General features: G+C 69.4%; 14 protein-coding genes. 6 read left to right on the top strand and 8 right to left on the bottom strand.

What is annotated here, in order from left to right; all coding sequences use genetic code 11:
• Positions 1–78: 78 nt before the first annotated feature.
• The gene (locus FHW85_RS07775) at positions 79–1110 is read left to right on the top strand and encodes a putative sulfate exporter family transporter (protein ID WP_168647890.1); all 1032 of its coding nucleotides are present in this window, start codon (positions 79–81) and stop codon (positions 1108–1110) included.
• A gap of 84 nt (positions 1111–1194) precedes the next feature.
• On the opposite strand, the gene tsaB is transcribed toward FHW85_RS07775, so the two are convergent.
• On the bottom strand, positions 1195–1890 hold the full coding sequence (tsaB, locus tag FHW85_RS07770) for a tRNA (adenosine(37)-N6)-threonylcarbamoyltransferase complex dimerization subunit type 1 TsaB (RefSeq protein WP_168647889.1): 696 nt from the start codon (positions 1888–1890) through the stop codon (positions 1195–1197).
• 222 nt (positions 1891–2112) lie between these two features.
• Here tsaB and FHW85_RS07765 point away from each other — a divergent pair, with 222 nt between their 5' ends.
• From FHW85_RS07765 to FHW85_RS07755, 3 genes are all read left to right on the top strand, one after another.
• Positions 2113–2544, top strand: coding sequence for a YciI family protein (locus tag FHW85_RS07765; protein WP_167256603.1), 432 nt, complete (start codon positions 2113–2115; stop codon positions 2542–2544).
• A gap of 29 nt (positions 2545–2573) precedes the next feature.
• Positions 2574–2996 carry a VOC family protein gene (locus tag FHW85_RS07760; RefSeq protein ID WP_168647888.1) on the top strand — a complete coding sequence of 141 codons (423 nt, stop codon included), beginning with the start codon at positions 2574–2576 and terminating at the stop codon, positions 2994–2996.
• Positions 2997–3208: 212 nt separating this feature from the next.
• The gene (locus FHW85_RS07755) at positions 3209–4468 is read left to right on the top strand and encodes an RNA polymerase sigma factor (protein WP_168647887.1); all 1260 of its coding nucleotides are present in this window, start codon (positions 3209–3211) and stop codon (positions 4466–4468) included.
• Positions 4469–4619: 151 nt separating this feature from the next.
• Here FHW85_RS07755 and FHW85_RS07750 read toward each other — a convergent pair whose 3' ends face one another.
• The 7 genes from FHW85_RS07750 to hrpA all read right to left on the bottom strand — a co-directional run bounded on the left by FHW85_RS07750 (position 4620) and on the right by hrpA (position 18523).
• A complete protein-coding gene (locus tag FHW85_RS07750) occupies positions 4620–6545 on the bottom strand; it encodes an ATP-dependent DNA helicase (RefSeq protein WP_168647886.1) in 1926 nt (641 codons plus the stop codon).
• Between the two features lie 79 nt (positions 6546–6624).
• Positions 6625–7149: a tetratricopeptide repeat protein gene (locus tag FHW85_RS07745; protein ID WP_168647885.1), complete on the bottom strand. Its 525-nt coding sequence runs from the start codon at positions 7147–7149 to the stop codon at positions 6625–6627.
• 2 nt (positions 7150–7151) lie between these two features.
• Positions 7152–9479: a penicillin-binding protein 1B gene (gene mrcB / locus FHW85_RS07740; protein ID WP_168647884.1), complete on the bottom strand. Its 2328-nt coding sequence runs from the start codon at positions 9477–9479 to the stop codon at positions 7152–7154.
• 116 nt (positions 9480–9595) lie between these two features.
• The gene (locus tag FHW85_RS07735; protein WP_168647883.1) at positions 9596–10441 is read right to left on the bottom strand and encodes an NAD-dependent epimerase/dehydratase family protein; all 846 of its coding nucleotides are present in this window, start codon (positions 10439–10441) and stop codon (positions 9596–9598) included.
• 11 nt (positions 10442–10452) lie between these two features.
• Complete coding sequence (locus FHW85_RS07730; protein ID WP_168647882.1) at positions 10453–12162, bottom strand: hypothetical protein; 1710 nt, start codon at positions 12160–12162, stop codon at positions 10453–10455.
• A gap of 86 nt (positions 12163–12248) precedes the next feature.
• A complete protein-coding gene (locus tag FHW85_RS07725; RefSeq protein ID WP_167256587.1) occupies positions 12249–14384 on the bottom strand; it encodes a bifunctional (p)ppGpp synthetase/guanosine-3',5'-bis(diphosphate) 3'-pyrophosphohydrolase in 2136 nt (711 codons plus the stop codon).
• Positions 14385–14434: 50 nt separating this feature from the next.
• Complete coding sequence (gene hrpA / locus FHW85_RS07720; RefSeq protein WP_168647881.1) at positions 14435–18523, bottom strand: ATP-dependent RNA helicase HrpA; 4089 nt, start codon at positions 18521–18523, stop codon at positions 14435–14437.
• Positions 18524–18657: 134 nt separating this feature from the next.
• Between hrpA and FHW85_RS07715 the strand changes: the two genes are divergently transcribed.
• Positions 18658–19125 (top strand): Dps family protein, encoded by a 468-nt coding sequence (locus tag FHW85_RS07715; RefSeq protein ID WP_167256583.1) that lies wholly within the window; start codon positions 18658–18660, stop codon positions 19123–19125.
• 284 nt (positions 19126–19409) lie between these two features.
• Positions 19410–22013 carry a glycosyltransferase family 2 protein gene (locus FHW85_RS07710; RefSeq protein ID WP_167256581.1) on the top strand — a complete coding sequence of 868 codons (2604 nt, stop codon included), beginning with the start codon at positions 19410–19412 and terminating at the stop codon, positions 22011–22013.
• Positions 22014–22172 lie beyond the last annotated feature (159 nt).

The following is a 22172-nucleotide window of genomic DNA, read 5'->3' as shown; positions in this document are numbered from 1 at the left end:
TTATTCCATTGATCAGATATTTAAAGTTTTCCTGATCGAAAGGCCCCGGGACAATGCCTCGACTTCGAGGACACCCGCATGGCCGCCACCACCATCCCCACCGCCCCCGCCCCCTCCCCCTCCTTCGGCCAGCGCGCCCCCGGCCTGCTGCTGGCGGTGCTGGTGGCCCTGGCGGCGCTGGGCCTGGGCCGGGTAGCGCCGCTGGTGGGCGGGCCGGTGTTCGGCATCGTGCTGGGCATCCTGGTGCGCAACGTGTTCGCGCCGGGCGGCACCTATACCCCCGGCATCCAGTTCGCCGGCAAGCAGGTGCTGCAGTGGTCGATCATCGCGCTGGGCTTCGGGCTGAGCCTGGACCAGGTGGCCCGGACTGGCCTGGAATCGCTGTCGGTCACCCTGGTCACCATCACGGTGGCCTTCCTGGCTGCCTGGGGCCTGGGCCGCGCGCTGAAGGTGCAGGACAAGCTGAAGATCCTGATCGGCGTGGGCACCGCGATCTGCGGCGGCTCGGCCATCGCCGCGGTCACGCCGATCATCAAGCCGGACGAGCACGACACCGCCTTCGCCATCTCCACCATCTTCCTGTTCAACCTGGTCGCGGTGCTGCTGTTCCCGCTGCTGGGCCACGTGCTGCATCTGTCGGACCTGGGCTTCGGCCTGTGGGCCGGCACGGCGATCAACGACACCTCCTCGGTGGTCGCGGCCGGCTACAGCTTCAGCAAGGCGGCGGGCGACTACGCCACCATCGTCAAGCTCACCCGCGCGACGCTGATCATCCCGATCTGCCTGGTGCTGGCCCTGCTGGTGGCTTGGCGCGAGAAGAAGCAGGGCCAGAGCGACTTCAGCCTGAAGAAGATCTTCCCCTGGTTCATCCTGTGGTTCCTGGTCGCCTCGGGCCTGCGCACGGCCGGCCTGATTCCGGCCGCGATCCAGCCGGCGATCCATATGGCCGCCGAATTCCTGATCATCGTGGCGCTGACCGCGATCGGCCTGTCGGCCAACCTGCGCCGCATGGCCTCGACCGGCGCACGGCCGGTCCTGCTGGGCCTGGGCGTATGGGCGGCGGTGTCGGTCAGCAGCCTGCTGGTGCAGCTGGCGATCGGCCAGTTGTGAGAGGATCGGGAATAGAGAATCGGGAATAGAGAATGGGTAAAAGCGGAGGACCGCCAGCTTGAAGCAACCCGCTCTTCCTATTCCCTATTCCCTACTCCCCATTCTCTCACGCAAGGTGAGCGCCACCTTGTCGCGCAGATAGACCGGCAGGGCCAGTTCCGGCGCTAGCGCGTGGCCGGCGTGGAATTCGCGCACTGCCAGTTCCGCGATGTGCTCGGCCTGCGGGTAGCAGTCGCCGCGTTCGGACAGCACGGGCGCCGCGATCCGCTCCAGCAGCACGCCCGCATAGGTGGCCCAGCCCGAACCCACCACATGCCAGCCCTCGGCCCGCGGCAGGCGCAGCGCTTCCGGCGGGCAGACCCGCTCCTCGTCCAGCGCCACCAGGCCGCCGAAGGCGTCGCGCCGGTAGGCGGCTGCATAGACCTCGCCCATGCGCGCGTCGATCACCGCCAGGATCGCGCCCTCGCTTTCCGGCGCCTCCAGCGCCAGCGCGGCCAGCGACGACACCGTCACCACCGGCCGGTCCAGCGCCAGCGCCATGCCCTGCGCGAGCGAGATGGCCAGCCGCACGCCGGTGAACGCACCCGGCCCGCGGCCCACCGCGATCGCATCCAGCGCATGGCGGCCCAGGCCGGCCTCGGCCAGCAGGCTGTCGGCCATGGGCAGCACCAGTTCGGCGTGGCGGCGGGGCGCGATTTCGCTGCGGGCGATGACCCGGTCGCCATGGACCAGGGCGACGGAACAGGCTTCGGTGGAGGTTTCGATGGCGAGCAGATTCATAGGGGCACCATGGTAGCCGCTGGCGTCATGCCAGGTCGCCATCACAGCGCCCGCACCGGGCACGCCGCGGGCGCTCCCGGGCCCATTCCGGGCAGCGCGGCGGCGGGCGCCGGTTCGCTTCCGAATCCTTCGCAGCCGTGTCGATTTCCCTCCCGGCCGTTCGTCGCCTAGGCAAGAGACCCATCCATGGGCTCCAGGCCAACCCGAAGAGGAGATACCCCCATGCGTTTCATGCTGATGGTCCGCGCCACCCAGGATTCCGAAGCCGGCGCGATGCCGAGCGAAGCGATCCTCACCGCCATGGGCAAGTACAACGAGGAACTGGTCAAGGCCGGCGTCCTGCTCGCCGGCGAAGGCCTGCATCCGAGTTCGCGCGGCGCCCGCGTGCGTTTCGCCGGCAGCCAGCGCACCGTGATCGACGGCCCGTTCGCCGAGACCAAGGAGCTGATCGCCGGCTTCTGGCTGATCCAGGTGAAGTCGCTGGAAGAAGCCATCGAGTGGGTGAAGCGCTGCCCGAATCCGTTCGAAGGCGAATCCGACATCGAGATCCGCCGCGTGTTCGAAGCCGAAGACTTCGGCGCCGAATTCACCCCCGAGCTGCGCGAGCAGGAAGAACGCCTGCGCGCCCAAGTCGCCGCCCGTCCCGCCCACTGATCCTTTCCACTGACCCAGGAGCCGCACCCATGATCGTCCAGCCCTATCTCCACTTCGAAGGCCGTTGCGATGAAGCCATCGAGTTCTACAAGCAGGCCGTCGACGCCAAGGTCGACATGCTGATGCGCTACAAGGACAGCCCCGTGTCGCCGCAGGAAGGCTGCACGCCGGCGCCGGGCTTCGAGGACAAGGTGATGCACTCGGCCTTCCGCATCGGCGAGACCACGGTGATGGCCACCGACGGCTTCAACAGCGGCAAGACCGCCTTCAGCGGCTTCTCGCTCTCGCTCACCTGCGCCACCGACGCCGAGGCGCGCAAGCGCTTCGACGCGCTGGCCGAAGGCGGCACCGTCACCATGCCGCTGGACAAGACCTTCTTCACCACCAGCTTCGGCATGCTCACCGACAAGTTCGGCGTGGACTGGATGATCCTCACGATGCAACAGCAGTAAAAACTCCCCTAGTGAACCCTTCTCCCTCCGGCGACCCGAAGGTAGTCCCCGTGGGAGAGAAGGTGCCGGCAGGCGGATGAGGGTTCGGCCGGAGCGGTGCACATCACCCTTGCGCTCCGCCCGCACCCTCACCCCAACCCCTCTCCCAGGGGGAGAGGGGCCTCATCAACCGTCTTGCGTCCTGAGACGGCGGGGTGCTCTGATCGCCCCCCATGACCGCCTCCGACATCCATCGCACCATCGACGCCGTCTGGCGCATCGAATCGGCCAAGCTCATCGCCGGACTCGCGCGCATGGTGCGCGACGTCGGCCTGGCCGAGGAACTGGCCCAGGACGCGCTCGTCGCGGCGCTGGAGCAATGGCCCAGCAGCGGCGTGCCGGACAACCCCGGCGCCTGGCTGATGACCACCGCCAAGCACCGCGCCATCGACCGCCTGCGCCGGCACAAGCTGCTGGAGCGCAAGCACGAGGAAATCGGCCGCGACCTGGAAGCGGAGCAGGAACTGGCTTACTCCGAGGTGGAACTCGCCGCCGACGACCATATCGGCGACGACATGCTGCGGCTGGTGTTCACCGCCTGCCATCCGGTGCTGTCGATGGAAGCGCGCGTCGCGCTCACCCTGCGCCTGCTCGGCGGCCTCACCACCGACGAGATCGCGCGCGCCTTCCTGGTGCCCGAACCCACCGTGGCGCAGCGCATCGTGCGCGCCAAGCGCACGCTGGCCGACGCCAAGGTGCCGTTCGAAGTGCCGCGCGGCGAGGAACTGCACGAGCGGCTGGCCTCGGTGCTCGGCGTCATCTATCTGATCTTCAACGAAGGCTATTCCGCCACCGCCGGCGACGACTGGATGCGCCCCGCGCTATGCGAGGAAGCGCTGCGCCTGGGCCGCGTGCTGGCCGAGCTGGTGCCGCGCGAACCGGAGGCGCATGGCCTGTCCGCGCTGATGGAAATCCAGGCCTCGCGCGCCAAGGCGCGCACCGGCCCCACCGGCGAGCCGATCCTGCTGCTGGACCAGAACCGCGCGCAGTGGGACCGCTTGCTGATCAGCCGCGGCCTGGCCTCGCTGGAACGCGCCGAGCGCCTGTCCGAACAGCGCGGCATCTACACCAGCCAGGCCGCCATCGCCGCCTGCCACGCGCGTGCGCGCACCGCCGAGGCCACCGACTGGCGGCGCATCGCCACGCTGTACGCGGAGCTGGCGCAGATCGCGCCCTCGCCGGTGGTGGAATTGAACCGCGCGGTGGCGGTGTCGATGGCCGCGGGTCCGGCGGCGGCGCTGGTGATCGTGGAAGGCCTGGTCAACGAGCCCTCGCTGAAGAACTATCACCTGCTGCCCAGCGTGCGCGGCGACCTGCTGCGCAAGCTCGGCCGCATGGACGAAGCCAGGCGCGAATTCGAACGCGCCGCTTCGCTCACGCGCAACGTGCGCGAGAAAGAACTGCTGATGGAGCGCGCCCGCACCTGCGAGTAGGTTGGGGCGACAACCCCGACATCGGCACGACATACGCCACACCACGTTGGGGTTATCACCCCAACCTACGTCGTTGCAGCGAGTAGGTTGGGGTGACAACCCCAACATCGGCACGATATGCGCTACGCGATGTTGGGGTTATCACCCCAACCTACGTCGTTGCAGTCTCGGCGAAGAATGCCTGCACCTCGCCCAGCTCCTTGGTCCGCGGCATCGGCGGCAGGCTGGCCATGAACAGCCGTCCATAGCCCTTGCTGCTCAGGCGCGGGTCGCACAGCACCAGCACGCCGCGGTCGTGCACGTCGCGGATCAGCCTGCCCACGCCCTGCTTCAGCGCGATCACCGCATTGGGCACCTGCCAGCCCATGAAGGGATTGATGCCGGACTGCTCCAGCGCCTCCAGCCGCGCCTGCAGCACCGGGTCGTCCGGCGCGGCAAACGGCAGCTTGTCGATCACCACCACGCTCAGCGCCTCGCCGGCCACGTCCACGCCTTCCCAGAAACTGGCCGCGCCCAGCAGCACGCCATGGCCGCTGGCGCGGAAATCTTCCAACAGCCGATGCCGCGGCGCCGTGCCCTGCACAAACAGCGGCCACGGCACGCGGCCCTCCAGCAGCTCGGCCGCGCGGCGCAGCGCGCGATGCGAAGTGAACAGCAGGAAGGCACGGCCGTTCGATGCGTGCAGCACCGGCAGCACCGCATCGACCACGCGTTCGGTGTAGTCGCGCGCGGCGGGGTCGGGCAGGCCCGGCGGCAGATAGCACAGCGCCTGGCGCGCGTAATCGAACGGGCTTTCCAGGCTCAGCGTGACCGGATCGTCCAGCCCCAGCTGCCGCGCGAAATGCCCGAACTGCCCCGCCACCGACAAGGTGGCCGAGGTATGGATCCACGCCGCCTGCGCGCGCTCGCGCAAGGCGCGCATCGGCGCGGCCAGGTCCAGCGGCGTGGCATGCAGCGCAAAGCCGCGCGGGAACAGCTCGTACCAGCGCACGTCCTGCTCGTCCGCCTGCTCGACGATGCGGTCCAGCCGCTCGCTGTACAGCGCCGCGCGCTCGTGCGCATTGGCGAAACCGCGCGAGCGTTCCGCCTGCGAGGCCAGCACGTCGGTCAGCGCGGCCAGCAGTTCGCGCACGTCGTGCAGCGACTCCGACACCGCGGACGATTGTTCCAGCTGATGGAACGGCCCGCGTTCCGGCAGCGCATCCATCGCCAGGCGCAGCTTGCGCACCGCCTCGCGCAGCGATTCCACCGGCTCCAGCACCAGCCCGATCGCGCCGGTGATGCCATTGCATTCGCCCAGCGCATCCTGCGCCAGCTCGGTGAGCTGCCGCGCGCTGATGCTCTGCGAAAAGAACTGGCCGGCGAGTTCCGGCACCTGGTGCGCCTCGTCCAGGATGAACGCCTGCGCGCCCGGCAGGATCTCGCCGAAGCCTTCCTGCTTCAGGGCCAGGTCGGCGAACAGCAGATGGTGATTGACCACCACCAGATCCGCCTCTTGCGCCTCGCGCCGCGCCTTCACCACGTGGCAGTCGTCGAAGAACGGACACTCCACGCCGATGCAGTTCTCCGGCGTCGAGGTGACGCGCGGCCACATGGGCGATTCCTCCGGCACCTCGGCCAGCTCCATGCGGTCGCCCTGCCGCGTGCGCGCCGACCACGCACGGATCGCCGCCAGCTGCGAAGCCTGCACGCGGTCGAACGTGGCGCCTTCGCGCACGGTCTGGTCGAGGCGATACAGGCACAGGTAATTCGCGCGCCCCTTGAGCAGCGCCGTCTTCAGGCGCGCGCCGAGCACCGAACGCACCTTCGGCAGGTCGCGGAAATACAGCTGGTCCTGCAGCGCCTTGGTGCCGGTCGAAACGATCACCCGCTCCCCCGACAGCAAGGCCGGCACCAGGTAGGCATAGGTTTTACCGGTGCCCGTGCCGGCTTCCGCAATCAGCGTCTCGCGCTCGGCAATCGCATGCTCCACCGCGCGCGCCATCGCCTGCTGGGCGGCGCGCGGAGCGAAGTTGGGCAGTTCGCGGGCGAAGGGGCCATCCGCGCCCAGCAGCGCGGATATGTCGGTGTCGGTCATGCGGGCAAGTATCGCCGACGGGGAACGCACACGTCATGCGGCATCTACTCCCTCTCCCCGGAGGGAGAGGGAGCAAGCCTTAGTAACGCGGCACGCCTTCCACGTGGCACTGCTTCACCCATTTCCCCGCCGTAGCCGCGGCGCCCTGGTCGCCCGCGCGATCGCGCAGCTCTTCGATGGTCTGCCAGTTGCGCGCGCACAGCGGTCCCAGGCGCGGACCGATTTCCCAGGACTTGCGCGCGAGCTGCTCGGCGGTGGCGTAGTCCTTCAAGCGGATCGCAAGCTCCGCGCGGTCCTGCAGCAGGTCCGGAGAATTCGGGCTGAGCTTGATCGCCGAGTCGAGCTTCGCGGCCGCCGCATCGAACTGCCCCGCGCGCACGTCGGCCTGCGCGGCATCCTGCAGCGACGCCACGCCCGGATCGCGCAGCGGATGCACGTCGATCACCGACTTCTCCTTGTCCCCCGCCGCCTGGATCGACGCCAGGATGTCGGCGTCCGAACGCGTCGGGCGAGTCGCCTGCGACGGTGCGGCAGGCTGGTTGCAGGCGGCCAGCGCGAGCGTGGCCAGGACGGTGGAAGCGAGCAGCAGACGGCGATACGGCATGATCAATCTCGGATGGGAGCGGTAGAGGCCGGCGCCGGCGACTTGTTGTCGTCGCCGCCGAACCAGTTCTGGACACGCTGCCAGAAGCAGCCTTCGGAATCCTGCGCAAGGGTACCGGCAACCACCGGAATCTGCCGCGCGCCTTCGCAGGAGGGATCGGTGCGCTTGCCATCGGCCGGGTTCACCCAGGCCATCTCCAGGCCTTCGCCCGGCGCCGCGGGTAGCGGTTTGGACGGCAATTTGCGGAACAGTTCCTGCCACGCGCGCAGGCTGCCGGTGGCGCCGTACAGGCCGCTGGGCTTGTTGTCGTCGCGGCCCATCCAGAACACGGCGAGGTGATCGGCGGTGAAGCCGGCGAACCAGCTGTCGCGCATCTCGTTGCTGGTGCCGGTCTTGCCGGCCGCATTGAGGTTGGGCAGGGTCTTGCCGATCGCCGCCGCGGTGCCGGAACGCACCACCTGCTGCATGGCCCAGGTCACCTGGCGCACGGCGAGCTGGTATTCGCCGCTGCCGGTCTTCACTTCGTAGCGCTTGACCGTCTTGCCGTCGGCGTCGACCACGCCGCGCACCGCCACCAGCGGCAGCGCATGGCCGTCGGCGGCGATGTACTGGTACAGCTGCGCCACCTGCAGCGGCGGAATGCCCTGCGCGCCGAGCAGCAGCGAGGGGCTGGGATTGACGTCTTCCAGGCCGAACGATTCCAGGAACGACTTGATGCGCGGCAGGCCCACTTCCAGGCCCAGATGGATCGTCGCCAGGTTCCACGAATGCACCAGCGCGTCGAGCATCGGCACCGAGCCGTGCACGTCGCCTTCGTCGTTCTTCGGCGTCCATTGCGTACCGTCGGGCTGGCGCATGCTGATCGGCGTGTCTTCCACCGGCGAGCCGAGGTTCCAGCGCTCCGGCTGCGCCAGCGCCACCAGGTACACCAGCGGCTTGATCAGCGAGCCGATGGAACGGCGCGCATCGATGGCGCGGTTGAAGCCCTGGTCGCCCGGGTCCTTGCTGCCGACGATGGCCAGCACGCTGCCGGTCTGCGCGTCGGTGACCACCGCCGCCGCCTGCGCCGCTTCGCCGCGCTTGCCCAGGCCCGCCATCGCGGTGGTGATGCCCTGCTCCGCATACAGCTGCGCGGCGGGGTCCAGCGTGGTGAAGATGCTTAAATTTCCGGCGCTGAGCGTGGCGTCGTCGAAATCGTTGGTGATCTGCGCGCGCACCAGCTGCATGAAGGCCGGGAAGCGGTTATGCGGCAGCTGGCCGTTGCTGACGATGCCCAGCGGCGTGGCCTCGGCGGCCTTGGCCTGCTCCGGCGGCAGCAGGCCGGTGCTGGCGAACTGCTCCAGCACCAGGTTGCGGCGCGACAGCGCGCGGTCCGGATAGCGGCGCGGGTCGTAATAGCTCGGGCCCTTCACCATGCCGATCAGCAAGGCCATTTCCTGCGGGCGCAGGTCTTCCATGCGGCGGCCGAAATAGAACTCCGACGCCGCGGCGAAACCGTGCACCGCCTGCGCGCCCTGCTGGCCCAGGAACACCTGGTTGACGTAGGCCTCCAGGATGCGGCCCTTGTCGTAGTGCGCTTCGATCAGGATCGACATCAGCGCTTCGTTGAATTTGCGCGTGAAGTTCTGATCGCGGTCCAGGAACAGATTGCGCACCAGCTGCTGGGTCAGCGTGGAACCGCCCTGCACGGTATGGCCGGCGCGCAGGTTGGCGAAGCTGGCGCGCAGGATCGCGCTGAAATCGATGCCGATGTGGTGCTTGAAGTCGCGGTCCTCGACCGCCTGCAGGCCGGCGATCAGCATCGGCGGCACGTCGGCCAGGCGCACGATGCGGCGCTCTTCCTGCTGCGAGCCGTACACCGTGGCGATGCGCGCCGGGTTCAGGTGCGCCGTCTCGATCGCCTTGCCGCTGGCGGCGTCCTTCACCGACACCACCGCGCTCTTGTTCAGCGCCACGCGGATGCGGTGCGGCAGCTCGCCGCCGTCGGGACCGGCGAAGCCGCGCGAGGAAATCACATAAGTGGAACCGTCCTTGGCCCAGGTGCCGGCGACCTGGCCGTGGCCGTCATTGCCGTAGCCGGCGAAGGTCAGCTCCAGTTCCAGCGCGGCCGGCGTCATCGGCGCACCGGCTTCCAGCGCCAGCGGGCGGGCATAGACGCGGGTGGGCACGGCGAAGACCAGATCGTTGAAGCGATCCTGCACGCGCTTGTTCAGTACCAGGGTGTACGGCAGCACGAAGCCGAAGAACAGGCCCAGGCCGATCCAGAAGGGAATGCGCACCCAGGGCCAGATAGCGCTTGCAAGCGAGCGGAGTCGGGTCAGAAAGGCCAACGGGGGGAATCCTGAACGGTAAGGGGACGATCATAGGGGGTGCTTCCCGGCGCGCATATGAACGCAAACGGCCGGATCCGGGCGTAGGTTGGGGTGAGCCGCAGGCGAACCCCAACCTACGCCTGGCGGTCTGCCATGCCCCAGCACGCCGCATCCGGCCGGAACGGCCGCGGCGAAATGCCCAGCAGCTGCTGCACGGCGCTGTTGTCGGCGATCAGGTCGCTCTCCAGCCGCGCCAGCGGTCCGCGCAGGCGCGGCACCGCATGGCGGCCCAGCCGCAGCAGCCAGGCCGGCAGAGGTACCGGCAGCGTGGCCACCGGCAGGCTGCGCCGCACGCGGGCGAACATCTCGCCGGCATGCAGCCGCTCGCCGCCGCCCAGCGGGATCACCTTGCCGGCGGCCAGCGGCGTATCCAGCGCGGCCAGCACGGCCTGGGCGATATCGTCCGCATGTACCGGCTGGCGCTGGCCGCGCCCGGCCGGCAGCGGAAACACCCGCGTGCGCACGGCGCGGCGGGCGATCGGGGTAAGGCTCTTGTCCAGGCCGGCGCCGTACACCAGGGTGGGCCGGAACACCGTCCAGGCGCAGCCGCGGCGCTCGCAGATCGCCGCCAGCGCCGCTTCCGCATCGCGCAGCTGGCGCGACAGCGCGCGCTCGGCCAGCACCGCGGATTCGCGCTTGCTTTCCGCGCTCATCGAACTGGTGGCGATCACCCGCGGCGCGCCTTCGAACGTGGCGCCGAGCAGCCAGTCGGCCAGCCCCTGCAGGGGGCCGAAGCTCACAATGGCCGCGATCTCGCCGATCGCCGGCACGTCGTGCGGCAGATCGCCCCGCAGCCAGGTCACGCCCGCGCCGTCGCGCGCGCGGCGGCTCACCGCCACTACGTCCGCGCCGCGCTCGCGCAGGCGCGGCAGCAGGAAATGCCCGATCTGGCTGCTGGCGCCGAAGACGAGGACACGCATGCAGATAAGGCTCAGCCGCCGGCCTGCAGGCGCGCGGTGATGCTGCTCAGCCGCGGATTGCCCGGCGCCAGCTTGCGCGCGTGGTCCAGCGCCTGCGCGGCGGCGGGGCGGTCGCCGCCGGAAAGGCGTTCTTCCGCCTGATCCATCCACGCATTGGCCAGCCGCTGGCGCAGTTCCGCCTGGCCGGCTTCGCCGGGCGCCAGGTCGCCGAGATCGTTGAGGCGCTCGCCGGCCTGCTGCAGGTTGCCGTTGGACAGCGCCTGGTTGAACTGCTGCACCACCGTCGCCGGCAGCTCCTGCAGGCCGCGGCGCGCGGCCTCGTTATTGCCGTCGATGGCCAGCGCGCGGCGATACAGGTCGTAGGCGCTGTCGCCGGGCGGCAGCATCACGTTGCCGTTGCGCGCAGCCGCTTCGGCCTGGCGCACCAGGCGCGCCAGCTCGGCGTTCTGCTGCGGGGTGAGTTCGGCCTGCGCATCCGCCTGCGGCAGCGCGCCGGGCACCACGCCCTCGCCGGGGCGGTGCGCGGTGTCGTTCAGATGCGCGCGCGCCGCGGCCAGCTCGGCCGATTTCGGCGCCAGCTCGGCGGCCTGGTCCAGCAGGCGGCTGGCCTGGGCCGTGTCGCCGCTGTCCTGCGCGGCATTGGCCTGCACCACCAGCGCCTGCGCCACCTGGCCCAGCCCGGCCTTGGCCTGGGCGTTGTCCGGATCCAGCGCCAGCGCGTCCTTGAAATGCGCCAGCGCGGTATCGCTGCCGTTGCCGCTGATGCGGCCCGCGCGCAGCGCGGCCTGGCCCAGGCGGATCGCCTCGGACAGCTGGCCGTCGTCTTCCTTCTGGTCCTGCACCAGCGCGGCGCGCAGCGAAGGCAGCTCGCCGTAGTTGGGCAGCAGCGCGGCGAGGCGGTCGACGCTGGCGCTGGCGGCGGCGCGGTCGCCGGCGTCGATTTCCTTGTGCGCCTGCGCGGCCAGCGCGTCGCCCACCTTGTCCAGCCCATGCGAAGCCACCGCATTGCCGGGGTCGGCGGCGAGGATGCGCTTGTACAGCGCGCCGGCATCGGCCGGGCGGCCGTCGCTCATGGCCTGCTGCGCCTGGTCGACCAGGGTGCCGGCTTCGAAGCTGGCGCCACGCGCCTTGGCGATCGCCTGGCTCAGGCGGTCCACGTCGCTGCCGCCGCCGAGCAGTTCGCGCGCGGCATTGGTGGCCTGCTCCGCTTCGTCCGGCTTGCCGGCGGCCAGCGCGGCATCCGCCTTGGCCACTTCGGCCAGGCCGACCTTGCGCAGGCCGTCGCGGGCGCGGTCGTTGTCCGGTTCCAGTGCGCGCGCCGCTTCGAACAGTTCGCGCGCGCTGGTGCCGTCGTTGCCGTCCAGGCGGCCGTCGTGCAGCGCCTGTTCGGCGCGGCCGAGCACGTCGTTGAGTTCCGTGGTGGGCAACAGGCCGCGCACGCGGTCCTGTTCCAGATAGAAAGTGACGCCGACGCCGATCGCCACCAGCAGCAGCAGCGGCCATAGCCAGCCGCGCTTGGAGGATGCGCGCGACTCGCGCGCGGCGCGGCCTTCGTTCGCATGGGCGCGGCGCTGGCCGGCATCCACGGTCACCTTGGGCAGGCCGTCGTCCGGTTTGCGCGTGTCGCGCGCATCGGCGGCGTCGAGCTGATCGAGGTTGCCCAGGGTGGGTTCCGTGCGCCCCTGCGGATCGGATTCGTGCTGGTCTCTGCGTCCGCTCATGGTCCACGCAATCGTTTCGACCGCGGGAGCTTAGCACCGCGCCATGGCGCCGCCGCGTGCCTGCCGCCGCGCCGAAAAGGCAGGCTTCAGCCGCCGCCCACACGCCTGGCGTCCGCCACGTTCGGCAGGGCCGCCACGCGGGCCAGCAGGGTGGAGAGCTGCTCGAAATCGCGCACGCGCAGGGTGAAGCGCATTTCCACCTCGCCGGTGCGCACGAACACCCGGCTGGACGAGGCGATGATGTGGGTGCCGGCGTTGCTGATCACGCTGGTCACGTCCTTCTGCAAGCCCTTGCGATCGTAGCCGCGGATTTCCACGTCCACTTCATAGGCCTGGGCCGCGGCCTTGCCCCACTCCACCTCGATCACCCGGTCCGGATCGCGCCGCGCCAGCCGCGCCAGGCTGGAGCAATCGGCGCGATGCACCGACACCCCGCGCCCGCGCGTGACGAAGCCGCGCACCGGGTCGCCCGGCAGCGGCTGGCAGCAGCGCGCCAGGGTGGTGAGCAGGTTGCCCACGCCTTCGATGCTCAGCGCGCTGTGATCGAGCGTGCTGTGGCGCGAAGCCACCGGCAGCTGCGACTGGGTCATCTCCACCGGCGGCGTCTCGGCTTCCTGCAGCACGCGGGCGATCTGGCCCGGCGTGATCTCGCCCAGCGCCAGCGCCACCAGCACGTCGTCCAGCTGCTTGAGATGGAAATGCGCCGGCAGCTTGCTGAGATCCGGCGCGGCCAGCGCGAGGCGCTTCAGTTCGCGCTCGAACATCGCGCGCCCGGCGGCGAGGTTGGCGTCGTGCGCGCTGCGGCGGAACCAGGCGCGCACCTTTTCGCGGGCGCGCGAGGTGTTGAGGTAGCCGTGATGCGCGGACAGCCAGTCGCGGCTCGGATCGCCCAGCTTGGCGGTAAGAATCTCGATGCGATCGCCGCTGTGCGGCTGGTGGGTGAGCGGCACGATGCGTCCGTTCACCTTGGCGCCGCGGCAGCGATGGCCCACTTCGGTGTGCACGTGATAGGCGAAATCCAGCACGGTGGCGCCGCGCGGCAGGTCGACCACTTCGCCACGCGGGGTGAGCACGTAGACGCGGTCTTCCATCAGCTCCGTATGCAGTTCCGCGGCCAGGTCGCCTTCGCTCTCGGCCTTCGGTTCCAGCAGGCGGCGCATCCAGGCGATCTTCGCCTCGAACTCGCTGTCAGCGCTGCCGCCTTCCTTGTAGCGCCAGTGCGCGGCCACGCCCAGCTCGTTGACGCGGTGCATCTCGTGCGTGCGGATCTGCACTTCCAGCGTCTTGCCGTGCGGGCCGATCACCGCGGTGTGCAGCGAGCGGTAGTCGTTGCCCTTGGGCCGCGCGATGTAGTCGTCGAATTCGCCCGGCAGGTGCGGCCACAGCGTATGCACCACGCCGAGCGCGCCGTAGCAGTCCGCCACGCTGTCGACCAGCACGCGGACCGCGCGGATGTCGTACAGGTCGGAGAACTCCAGCGATTTGCGCTGCATCTTTTTCCAGATGGAATAGATGTGCTTGGGCCGCCCGGCCAGCTCGGCGCGGATGCCGGCGGCGTCGAGCGAGCGCCGCAGCTGGTGCAGCGATTCGCGGATAAAGCTCTCGCGGTCGGTGCGCCGCTCGTCCAGCAGCCTGGCAATGCGGCGATAGGTGTCCGGCTGCAGATAGCGGAAGGCCAGGTCTTCCAGCTCCCACTTCAGCTGCCAGATGCCGAGGCGGTTGGCCAGCGGCGCGTGGATGTCGCGGGTCAGCCGCGCCAGTTCCACCCGCTCCGCTTCGGCCAGCGCGCCGGCGCCGCGCATGCGCGCCAGCTGCCGCGCCAGCAGCACGAACACCACGCGCAGGTCGCGGATGATCGCCAGCAGCAGCCGGCGCAGGCCTTCCGAGCCGCTCTGCGGCGCCTGCTGGGCATGCAGCGCCCAGACCTTCTCCGCCGCCAGCTGGCCCTGCACCAGGCGCTGCAGTTCCGGCGCCAGGGTGGGTTCGATGGCGGCCCAGGCTTCGGGCTTGACCCGCGCCAGCTCGAACCACAGCGCCGCGGCCTGGGTCTGCGCATCGCAGCCGAGCATGGCCAGCAGGTCGAGCACGTCCACGCATTCGGCTTCGCGCAGCGCATGCCCGGCGCAGGCCTGCAGCGCCTGCGCCAGCACGGGCGCCGGCGCGGCGGCGCGGTCGCGCCACTGGGCCAGGCTGGGTGCTGCGGTGGGGGCGGCTTGGACCACGCGGGACGTCCTTAAGCGGATGCGCTCATTCTAGGGCCTGCGCCCGCGTTTCAGCCCAGCGCTTCCAGCGCCCGCGCCAGCCGCTTGGCCGAGACCGGTTCGGCCGTCTTCAGCTCCTGCGCGAACAGCGACACCCGCCATTCCTCGATCAGCCAGCGCAGCTCCGCCAGCACGGCCGGCTCGGCGCCCGCCGCGCGATGCTTGAGGTATTCGCGCCAATACGGCAGCACCTGCAGCATGCGCTGCTGGTCCTTGGCCGGGTCCTGGCGCAGGCGTTCGGCGCGCAGGCGCATGGCTTTGAGGTAGCGCGGAAAGTGCGCCAGCCGCGCGGTCGGCAGCTCGCGCAGGAAGCCCGGCTCCAGCAGATGCGCCAGCTGTTCGCGCAGGTCGTCGTAGCTGGCGCGGGCGAAGCCGATCAGCGGCGGCTCCAGCCAGGGCTTCAGCTCGGCCTGCGCCTCGATGATCGGCTCGGCCAGCTTCAGCCGCTCCACCGCCGCGCCGAACAGCTCGCGGTGGGCCTGGGTGTGCAGGGCTTCGAACGCACCGGCGGTGCGCGCATCCAGCGCGTGGCGTTCCAGCAGATCGGCGAAGCCGCCTTCGGCGAGGTCTTCGCGCAGGCTGTCGACGCTGCCCAGCGGCGCGTATTTCAGCGCCAGCGGATTGCCCACCGGCAGCCGGCGGCGCACCTGCTTCATCTCGCTGGCCAGCGCGTTGCGCAGCAGGCGCACCACGCCGCCGCGATGCGCCTCGCGCGCCTCGTCGCTGCGCTCGAACACGCGCAGCGCCACGGCGTCGCCCAGGTCGACCAGCGCCGGGAAGGCCATCAACCCGCCGTCGGAACGCACCTGGGCCGGGATGTCCTCGAAATCCCAGCGGGTGACGTCCTCGCGGGTCAGTTCCAGATCGGTCTTGCGCGAGAACGCCTCGCGCGCCTGCCCTTCCCACTGCCCGCGCAGCGCGGCCAGGTCGCGGCCGGCGGCGAGGGTGCGGCCGTTCTCGTCGTGCAGGCGGAAGCGCATGCGGAAATGCGCGGGCAGCGCGGCCGCGTCGAATTCGTTCGCGGCGACGTCCACGCCGGTGGCGCGCTTGAGGAAGGCGGCCAGCGCCTTCGGCAACGGCTCGTCGCGCGGCGCTTCCGCCTCGACGAAGGCGCGCGCGAAATCCGGCGCCGGCACGAAGTTGCGGCGCAGCGGCTTGGGCAGGCCGCGGATCAGTTCGGCGACCTTTTCGCCGAGCAGGCCGGGGACCAGCCATTCGCAGCGCGCGGCGGGCAAGGCGTTGAGCATCGCCAGCGGGAGATGCAACGTGACGCCGTCCGCGTCGTCGCCGGGGACGAAGCGGTATTCGAGGCGATAACGCTGCGGCCGCTCCTGCGCATCCTGCGCCCGCGGCACTCGACCATCCATGGTCATCGGTGGAATATCCAGCGAAGCAGGAAAGGCTTTCGGATCCAGCCCCGCGCCACCCGCCATCACATCGTCCAGCGACCAGCGCAATGCCGCCTGTTCGGTAGGCCGCGCACGGCTGTACCACGCATCCAATCCACGGCTGCTGGCAATGTCCTGCGGCAGCTTGCCTTCGAAGAAGGCGGCGAGATCGTCCTCATGCCGGATCAACCCTTCGCGCCGCTGCTTCGCCTCGATGCCGCGCGCATCCTCCATCACGCGCAGGTTCGCGCGCACGAAGTCGGCACGCGCATCGATATCGCCGCGCGCCAGCGCCTCGCGCAGGAAAATCTCGTGCGCCAGCGGCGGATCCTGCTGCTGGAAGGTGACCGGCCGGCGCTCGACCAGGGTCAGGCCGAACAGGCTCACCTGCTCGTAGGCCACCACGGTGCCGCGCTTGCGCGACCAGTGCGCGTCGCGGCAGCTGGCCTTGAGCAGATGCGCGGCCTGCTGCTCGATCCACAGCGGCTCCACGCGGGCGCACATCATGCCCCACACCTTGCCGCCGACATCGAGGATCTGCGCGGCGAAGATCCAGTTCGGCGGCACTTTCGCCAGGGCCGAGCCGGGGAACACCTGGAAGCGGCGTTCGCGGGTACCGCGGTAGAGGCCTTTTTCGTCCTTGTGGCCGACCTGGGTGGGCAGGCCGGCCAGAAGGCTGCGGTGCACGGCTTCGTAGAGACGCTGATCGTCACCCTCACCGTCACTCCCTCTCCCCTCCGGGGAGAGGGCTGGGGTGAGGGGCCGGGGCTCGCGGGAAGGTTTATTCGGAGCGTGTTTTTTTGCCTGAGGCGCGGATGGAGTTTGTCGCACCCGTGACCCCTCACCCAGTAGGGGAGAGGGCGAAGTGTGGTTCCACCCTAATTCCTCCGACACCAGCAACAACTGCCGATGCAGCTCCCGCCACTCCCGCATCCGCATGAAGCTCAGGAAATGGCGCGAACACCAATCCCGCAGCTTCGACTGCGTCAGCTCCTTGTGCGACTCGTCATAAGCCCGCCAAAGATTCAGCACACCGGCGAAATCCGACTTCGGATCGCTGAACTGCGCATGCGCCTGATCCGCCTGCTGCCGCGCATCCGCCGGCCGCTCGCGCGGGTCCTGGATGCTGAGGAAGGCCACCAGCACCAGCAGTTCGCGCAGGCTGCCCAGCTGGTTGGCTTCCACCAGCATGCGCGCCAGCTGTACGTCGATCGGCAGCCGGGCCAGGGTGCGGCCCACCGGCGTCAGCTTCTTGTGCTCGTCGATCGCCGAAATCTCGGCCAGGCGCCGATAGCCGTCGGCCACCACGCGCGGATCCGGCGCCTCCAGGAACGGGAACTCGTCCACCTCGCCCAGCTGCAGCGACAGCATGCGCAGGATCACGTTGGCCAGCGAGGAGCGCAGCAGCTCCGGGTCGGTGAAGGCAGCGCGCGCGTGGTAGTCCGCCTCGTCGTACAGGCGGTAGCAGATGCCCGGCCCCACGCGGCCGCAGCGGCCCTTGCGCTGGTCGGCCGCGGCGCGCGACACCGGCTCCACGTGCAGGCGTTCGAGCTGGCCGCGCTGGCTGTAGCGCTTGACGCGCGCCAGGCCCGAGTCGATCACGTAGCGGATGCGCGGCACGGTCAGCGAGGTCTCGGCCACGTTGGTGGTCAGCACCACGCGGCGCTTGGGGCCGGGCTTGAACACGCGGTCCTGGTCGGCGGCGGACAAGCGCGCGTACAGCGGCAGGATTTCCGTCTCGCGGTATTGCCGGCGCGACAGCAGCAGGTGCGCGTCGCGGATCTCGCGCTCGCCGGGCAGGAACACCAGCACGTCGCCGCGCGGGTCCTCGCGGGTGAGTTCGTCCAGCACCGCGGCCACGTGCTCGGCGCCGCCCTGCTGCATGTCGCGGCCGCGGCGTTCGCCCAGTTCGTCCAGCGAGCGCCAGCGCACGTCCACCGGATAGGCGCGGCCCTCCACCGACACCACCGGCGCGTTGCCGAAATGCTCGGCGAAGCGCGCGGTGTCGATGGTGGCCGAGGTGACGATGATCTTGAGGTCCGGCCGCTTCACCGCCAGGCGCTTCAAGTAACCCAGCAGGAAATCGATGTTGAGGCTGCGCTCGTGCGCCTCGTCGATGATGATCGTGTCGTAGGCCGACAGCCACGGATCGCCCTGCGTCTCGGCCAGCAGGATGCCGTCGGTCATGAACTTGACCAGGCTGCGCTCGGACACCTGGTCGTTGAAGCGCACCTGGAAACCGACCTGGTCGCCGAGCTGGGTGCCCAGTTCTTCCGCCACGCGGCGCGCCACCGAGCGGGCGGCCAGGCGGCGCGGCTGGGTGCAGCCGATCATGCCGGCCTCGCCGCGGCCGGCGGCCAGGCACAGCTTGGGCAGCTGGGTGGTCTTGCCGGAGCCGGTCTCGCCAGCGATCACCACCACCTGGTGGCGGCGGATCAGCTCGACGATCTCCTCGGCGCGCGCGGCGATCGGCAGCGATTCGTCCAGGCGGATCGCCGGCTTGGCCTCGGCGCGGACGCGGCGCTTTGCCGCGGAACGCTCGATGTCGCCGGCCAGCGCCTCCAGCTTCTTGTCGTCGGCACGGCGCGACAGGCCGCGCCAGCGCCCCAGCAAGCGGCCGAAATCGCGGCTGGAAACGCCGTCCAGCGCCTTGCGCAGGCTGCGCAGACGGGCATCGGGCGGAACGGGGCGGGAGGCAGGTGTGTCGCTCATCGGACCGCACATTGTACCGGCAGCGCGGCCGTCATAGCCCACAACTATCGCGCGCATCGGAAGCATTCATTTCTTCCTAACGGGACGCCCCGCTAAGCTCGACGACAGACTTTCATCACTCAAGGAGTACGGCCATGGCCATCGATATCGGCATTGCCAAGAAAGATCGCGAGCAGGTCGCCAAGCACCTGTCCAAGCTGCTGGCGGACACCTACTCCCTCTACCTGAAGACCCACAGCTTCCACTGGAACGTCACCGGCCCGCAGTTCAACAGCCTGCACGCCATGTTCGAGACCCAGTACAACGAGCTGTGGCTGGCCGCCGACGAAGTGGCCGAGCGCATCCGCACCCTGGACGTGTTCGCCCCCGGCTCCTACAGCCAGTTCGGCAAACTCACCACCATCAAGGAAGAAGCCGGCGTGCCGGACTGGAAGGACATGGTCGGCCAGCTGGTCGAGGGGCATGAAATCGCCGCCCACACCTCCCGCGAGACCATCAAGGTGGCCGATGCGGCCGGGGACGAGGGCACGGCGGACATGGTCACCGGGCGGCTGAAGGAGCATGAGAAGACGGCGTGGATGCTGCGTTCGCTGCTGAAGTAAACCCCAACATGGAGCTCTTCTCCCCTCCGGGGAGAAGATGCCGGCAGGCAGATGAGGGGCGGGTGCTCGCGAAAGGGGGTCGACGGAGCGTCGCCCGCTCTCCGCTCCCGCTTCACCGCTCCGCCCGCCCCCTCACCCAAGCCCTCTCCCCGGCGGGGAGAGGGAGCCAAGGGCTGACCTCGCGCTGACCACCTGCCCCCCGCCTTTATTGAGCCTGCTGCCCACCCTCGGTAAGCTCCTCAAGCTTTGGCGCCTCGTGTGAGAGGCAACCACGGGGATCGTTCTTGAGCGCTACCGCTGCAGCAGCCACCCATCCCAGCCGGTCCACGCTGTTTTCAGCCATTCTGCTGGCGCTGGTCGTCGCGGCGCTGAATGTCGGCCTGTGGTGGTGGGGCAACCTTCCGAACGGTCCCAAGGACTGGAGCGGCCCGGTCGGCGGCTTCGCCCTGTCGGCCTTCCAGCGCTACCAGAACCCGCTGAAGAACGATTTCCCCAGCGAGGAGGAGATCGAGGGCGACCTGAAGCTGCTCAGCCGCTACACCTCGCGCATCCGCACCTATTCCACCCTGCAGAATCCCCAGGTCTACCGCCTGGCCGAGCGCGACGGGCTGGACGTCATGGCCGGCGCCTGGATGGACCGCCGCCTGGACAACAACGAGCTGGAGCTGGACGCGCTGATCGCCCAGGCCCGCCGCTACCCCAATTCGATCACCCGCGTGATCGTCGGCAACGAGGTGCTGTTCCGCGGCGACCTCACCCCCGAGCAGCTGATGGCCTATGCCGACCGCGCCCGCGCGGCGCTGAAGCAGCCGGTGTCGATCGCCGAGCCCTGGCATATCTGGGCCATGTACCCGGAACTGGCCGACCACGTGGACTTCATCACCGTCCACCTGTTCCCGTACTGGAACGGGGTGCCCCGCGCCGACGCCGTCGTGGACGCGATGAAGAGCTACGAGGCCCTGCAGCAGCTGTTCCCGAACAAGCACATCGTGATCGGCGAGATCGGCTGGCCGTCCAACGGCGACCGCTTCAAGTACGCCCAGCCCTCGGTCTCCGACGAAGCGATCTTCCTGCGCCTGTGGTTCAACAAGGCCAAGCAGGAAAAGCTCGACTACTACGTGATGGAAGCCTTCGACCAGCCCTGGAAGGAAAAGCTGGCCGGCCGCACCGAAGCCTATTGGGGCATGTTCAATGCCGACCGCCAGCCCAAGTTCCCGTTCACCGGCCCGGTGACCGAGGACACCGGCTGGCCGTGGAAGGCGCTGGCCGCCGGCCTGCTGGCACTGGTGCCGATGATCTGGTTCGGGCGCCGCTTCGCGCGCTTCAAGCTCACCGGCCGCTTCTTCTTCGCCGCGCTGATCCAGCTGGCCTGCGGCCTGGTGGTGTGGTCGGCCACCCTGCCCTTCAATTTCTACCTGAGCTGGATCGACTGGACCATGCTGGTCCTGCTGTTCCCGGCGCAGATCGCCATCCTGGCCATCCTGCTGATCAACGGCTTCGAATTCACCGAAGTGCTGTGGCGGCGCTCGTGGGTGCGCCACGCCGGCATGCTGCGGCCGGATCCGCCGGCGAAGCAGCCGTTCGTGTCGATCCACCTGGCCTGCTACAACGAGCCGCCGGAAATGGTGATCGTCACGCTCGACTCGCTGGCCGAGCTCGAGTACGAGAACTACGAAGTCCTGGTGATCGACAACAACACCAAGGACCCGGCGATCTGGCAGCCGGTGCAGGAATACTGCGAAAAGCTCGGCCACCGCTTCCGCTTCTTCCACCTGGAGCCGTGGCCCGGCTTCAAGGCCGGCGCGCTGAACTTCGGCCTGAAGGAAACCGATCCGCGCGCCGACGTGGTGGCGGTGATCGACGCGGACTACGTGGTGCGCCAGGACTGGCTGGCCACGCTCACCGGCCACTTCCACGACCCCAAGGTGGCCGTGGTGCAGTGCCCGCAGGCACACCGCGATTTCGAGCACAACCGCTTCCGCCGCATGACCGCGTGGGAATACGACGGCTTCTTCCGCATCGGCATGCACCACCGCAACGAGCGCAACGCGATCATCCAGCACGGCACCATGACCATGGTGCGCCGCTCGGCGCTGGAAGGCACCGGCGGCTGGTCCGAATGGACCATCTGCGAAGACGCGGAACTGGGCCTGCGCCTGATGCATGCCGGCTACGAGCTGGTCTACGTCGACGAGCTGATGGGCAAGGGCCTCACCCCGGCGGACTTCAAGGCCTACAAGAGCCAGCGCTACCGCTGGGCCTTCGGCGCCATGCAGATCCTCAAGGGCCGCTGGGACTGGATGACGCGCAAGGGTCCGCTCTCGGTGGGCCAGCGCTTCCACTTCCTCACCGGCTGGTTCAGCTGGTTCGCCGACGCGCTGCATCTGATCTTCACCCTGATGGCGATCTTCTGGACCGCCGGCATGGTGGCCGCGCCGAAGCTGTTCACCCTGCCGATGCAGCTGTTCCTGATCCCGGTGATCGGCTTCTTCTTCGCCAAGGCCATCTTCGGCATCGTGCTGTACCGCGCCCGCGTGCCCTGCAGCTGGTACGACACCTTGATGGCCTCGCTGGCCAGCATGGGCCTGTCGCACGCCATCGCGCGCGGCATCCTGCACGGCCTCACGCGCGAGAAGACCTCGTTCGTGGTCACCGCCAAGAGCCGCCGCCTGGGCGGCAGCAACTTCGCCGCCTTCGCACCGGTGCGCGAGGAAATGCTGATGGCCATCGCCCTGCTGCTGTGCGTGGTGGGCATGGGCATGGCCTACGGCACGCACTACGTGGAGAGCAAGCTGTGGATGTTCATCCTCAGCGCGCAGGCGATTCCGTACGTGTCGGCCGTGGTCGGCGCGTGGATCGCGCACAAGGCCGGCGACAAGGCCGGTTGATCCCCGCCGCGCCAGCGTGGGTTGGGGTGAGCGCCAGCGAACCCCAACACCGCAGTACCCTCCACGCGCGTTGAAGTTCGCATTCGCCCACCCCACCGCACGAACCCGCGAACGGCAGCCCGAGGTTGCGGTCTCACCTCCACCCGCTAAGCTCGGACC

The sequence above is a fragment of the Dyella sp. SG609 genome, from assembly GCF_012275375.1.
In the GTDB taxonomy this organism is placed as follows: Bacteria; Pseudomonadota; Gammaproteobacteria; order Xanthomonadales; family Rhodanobacteraceae; genus Dyella_D; species Dyella_D marensis.
This window is presented reverse-complemented; position numbering and strand designations above follow the sequence as displayed.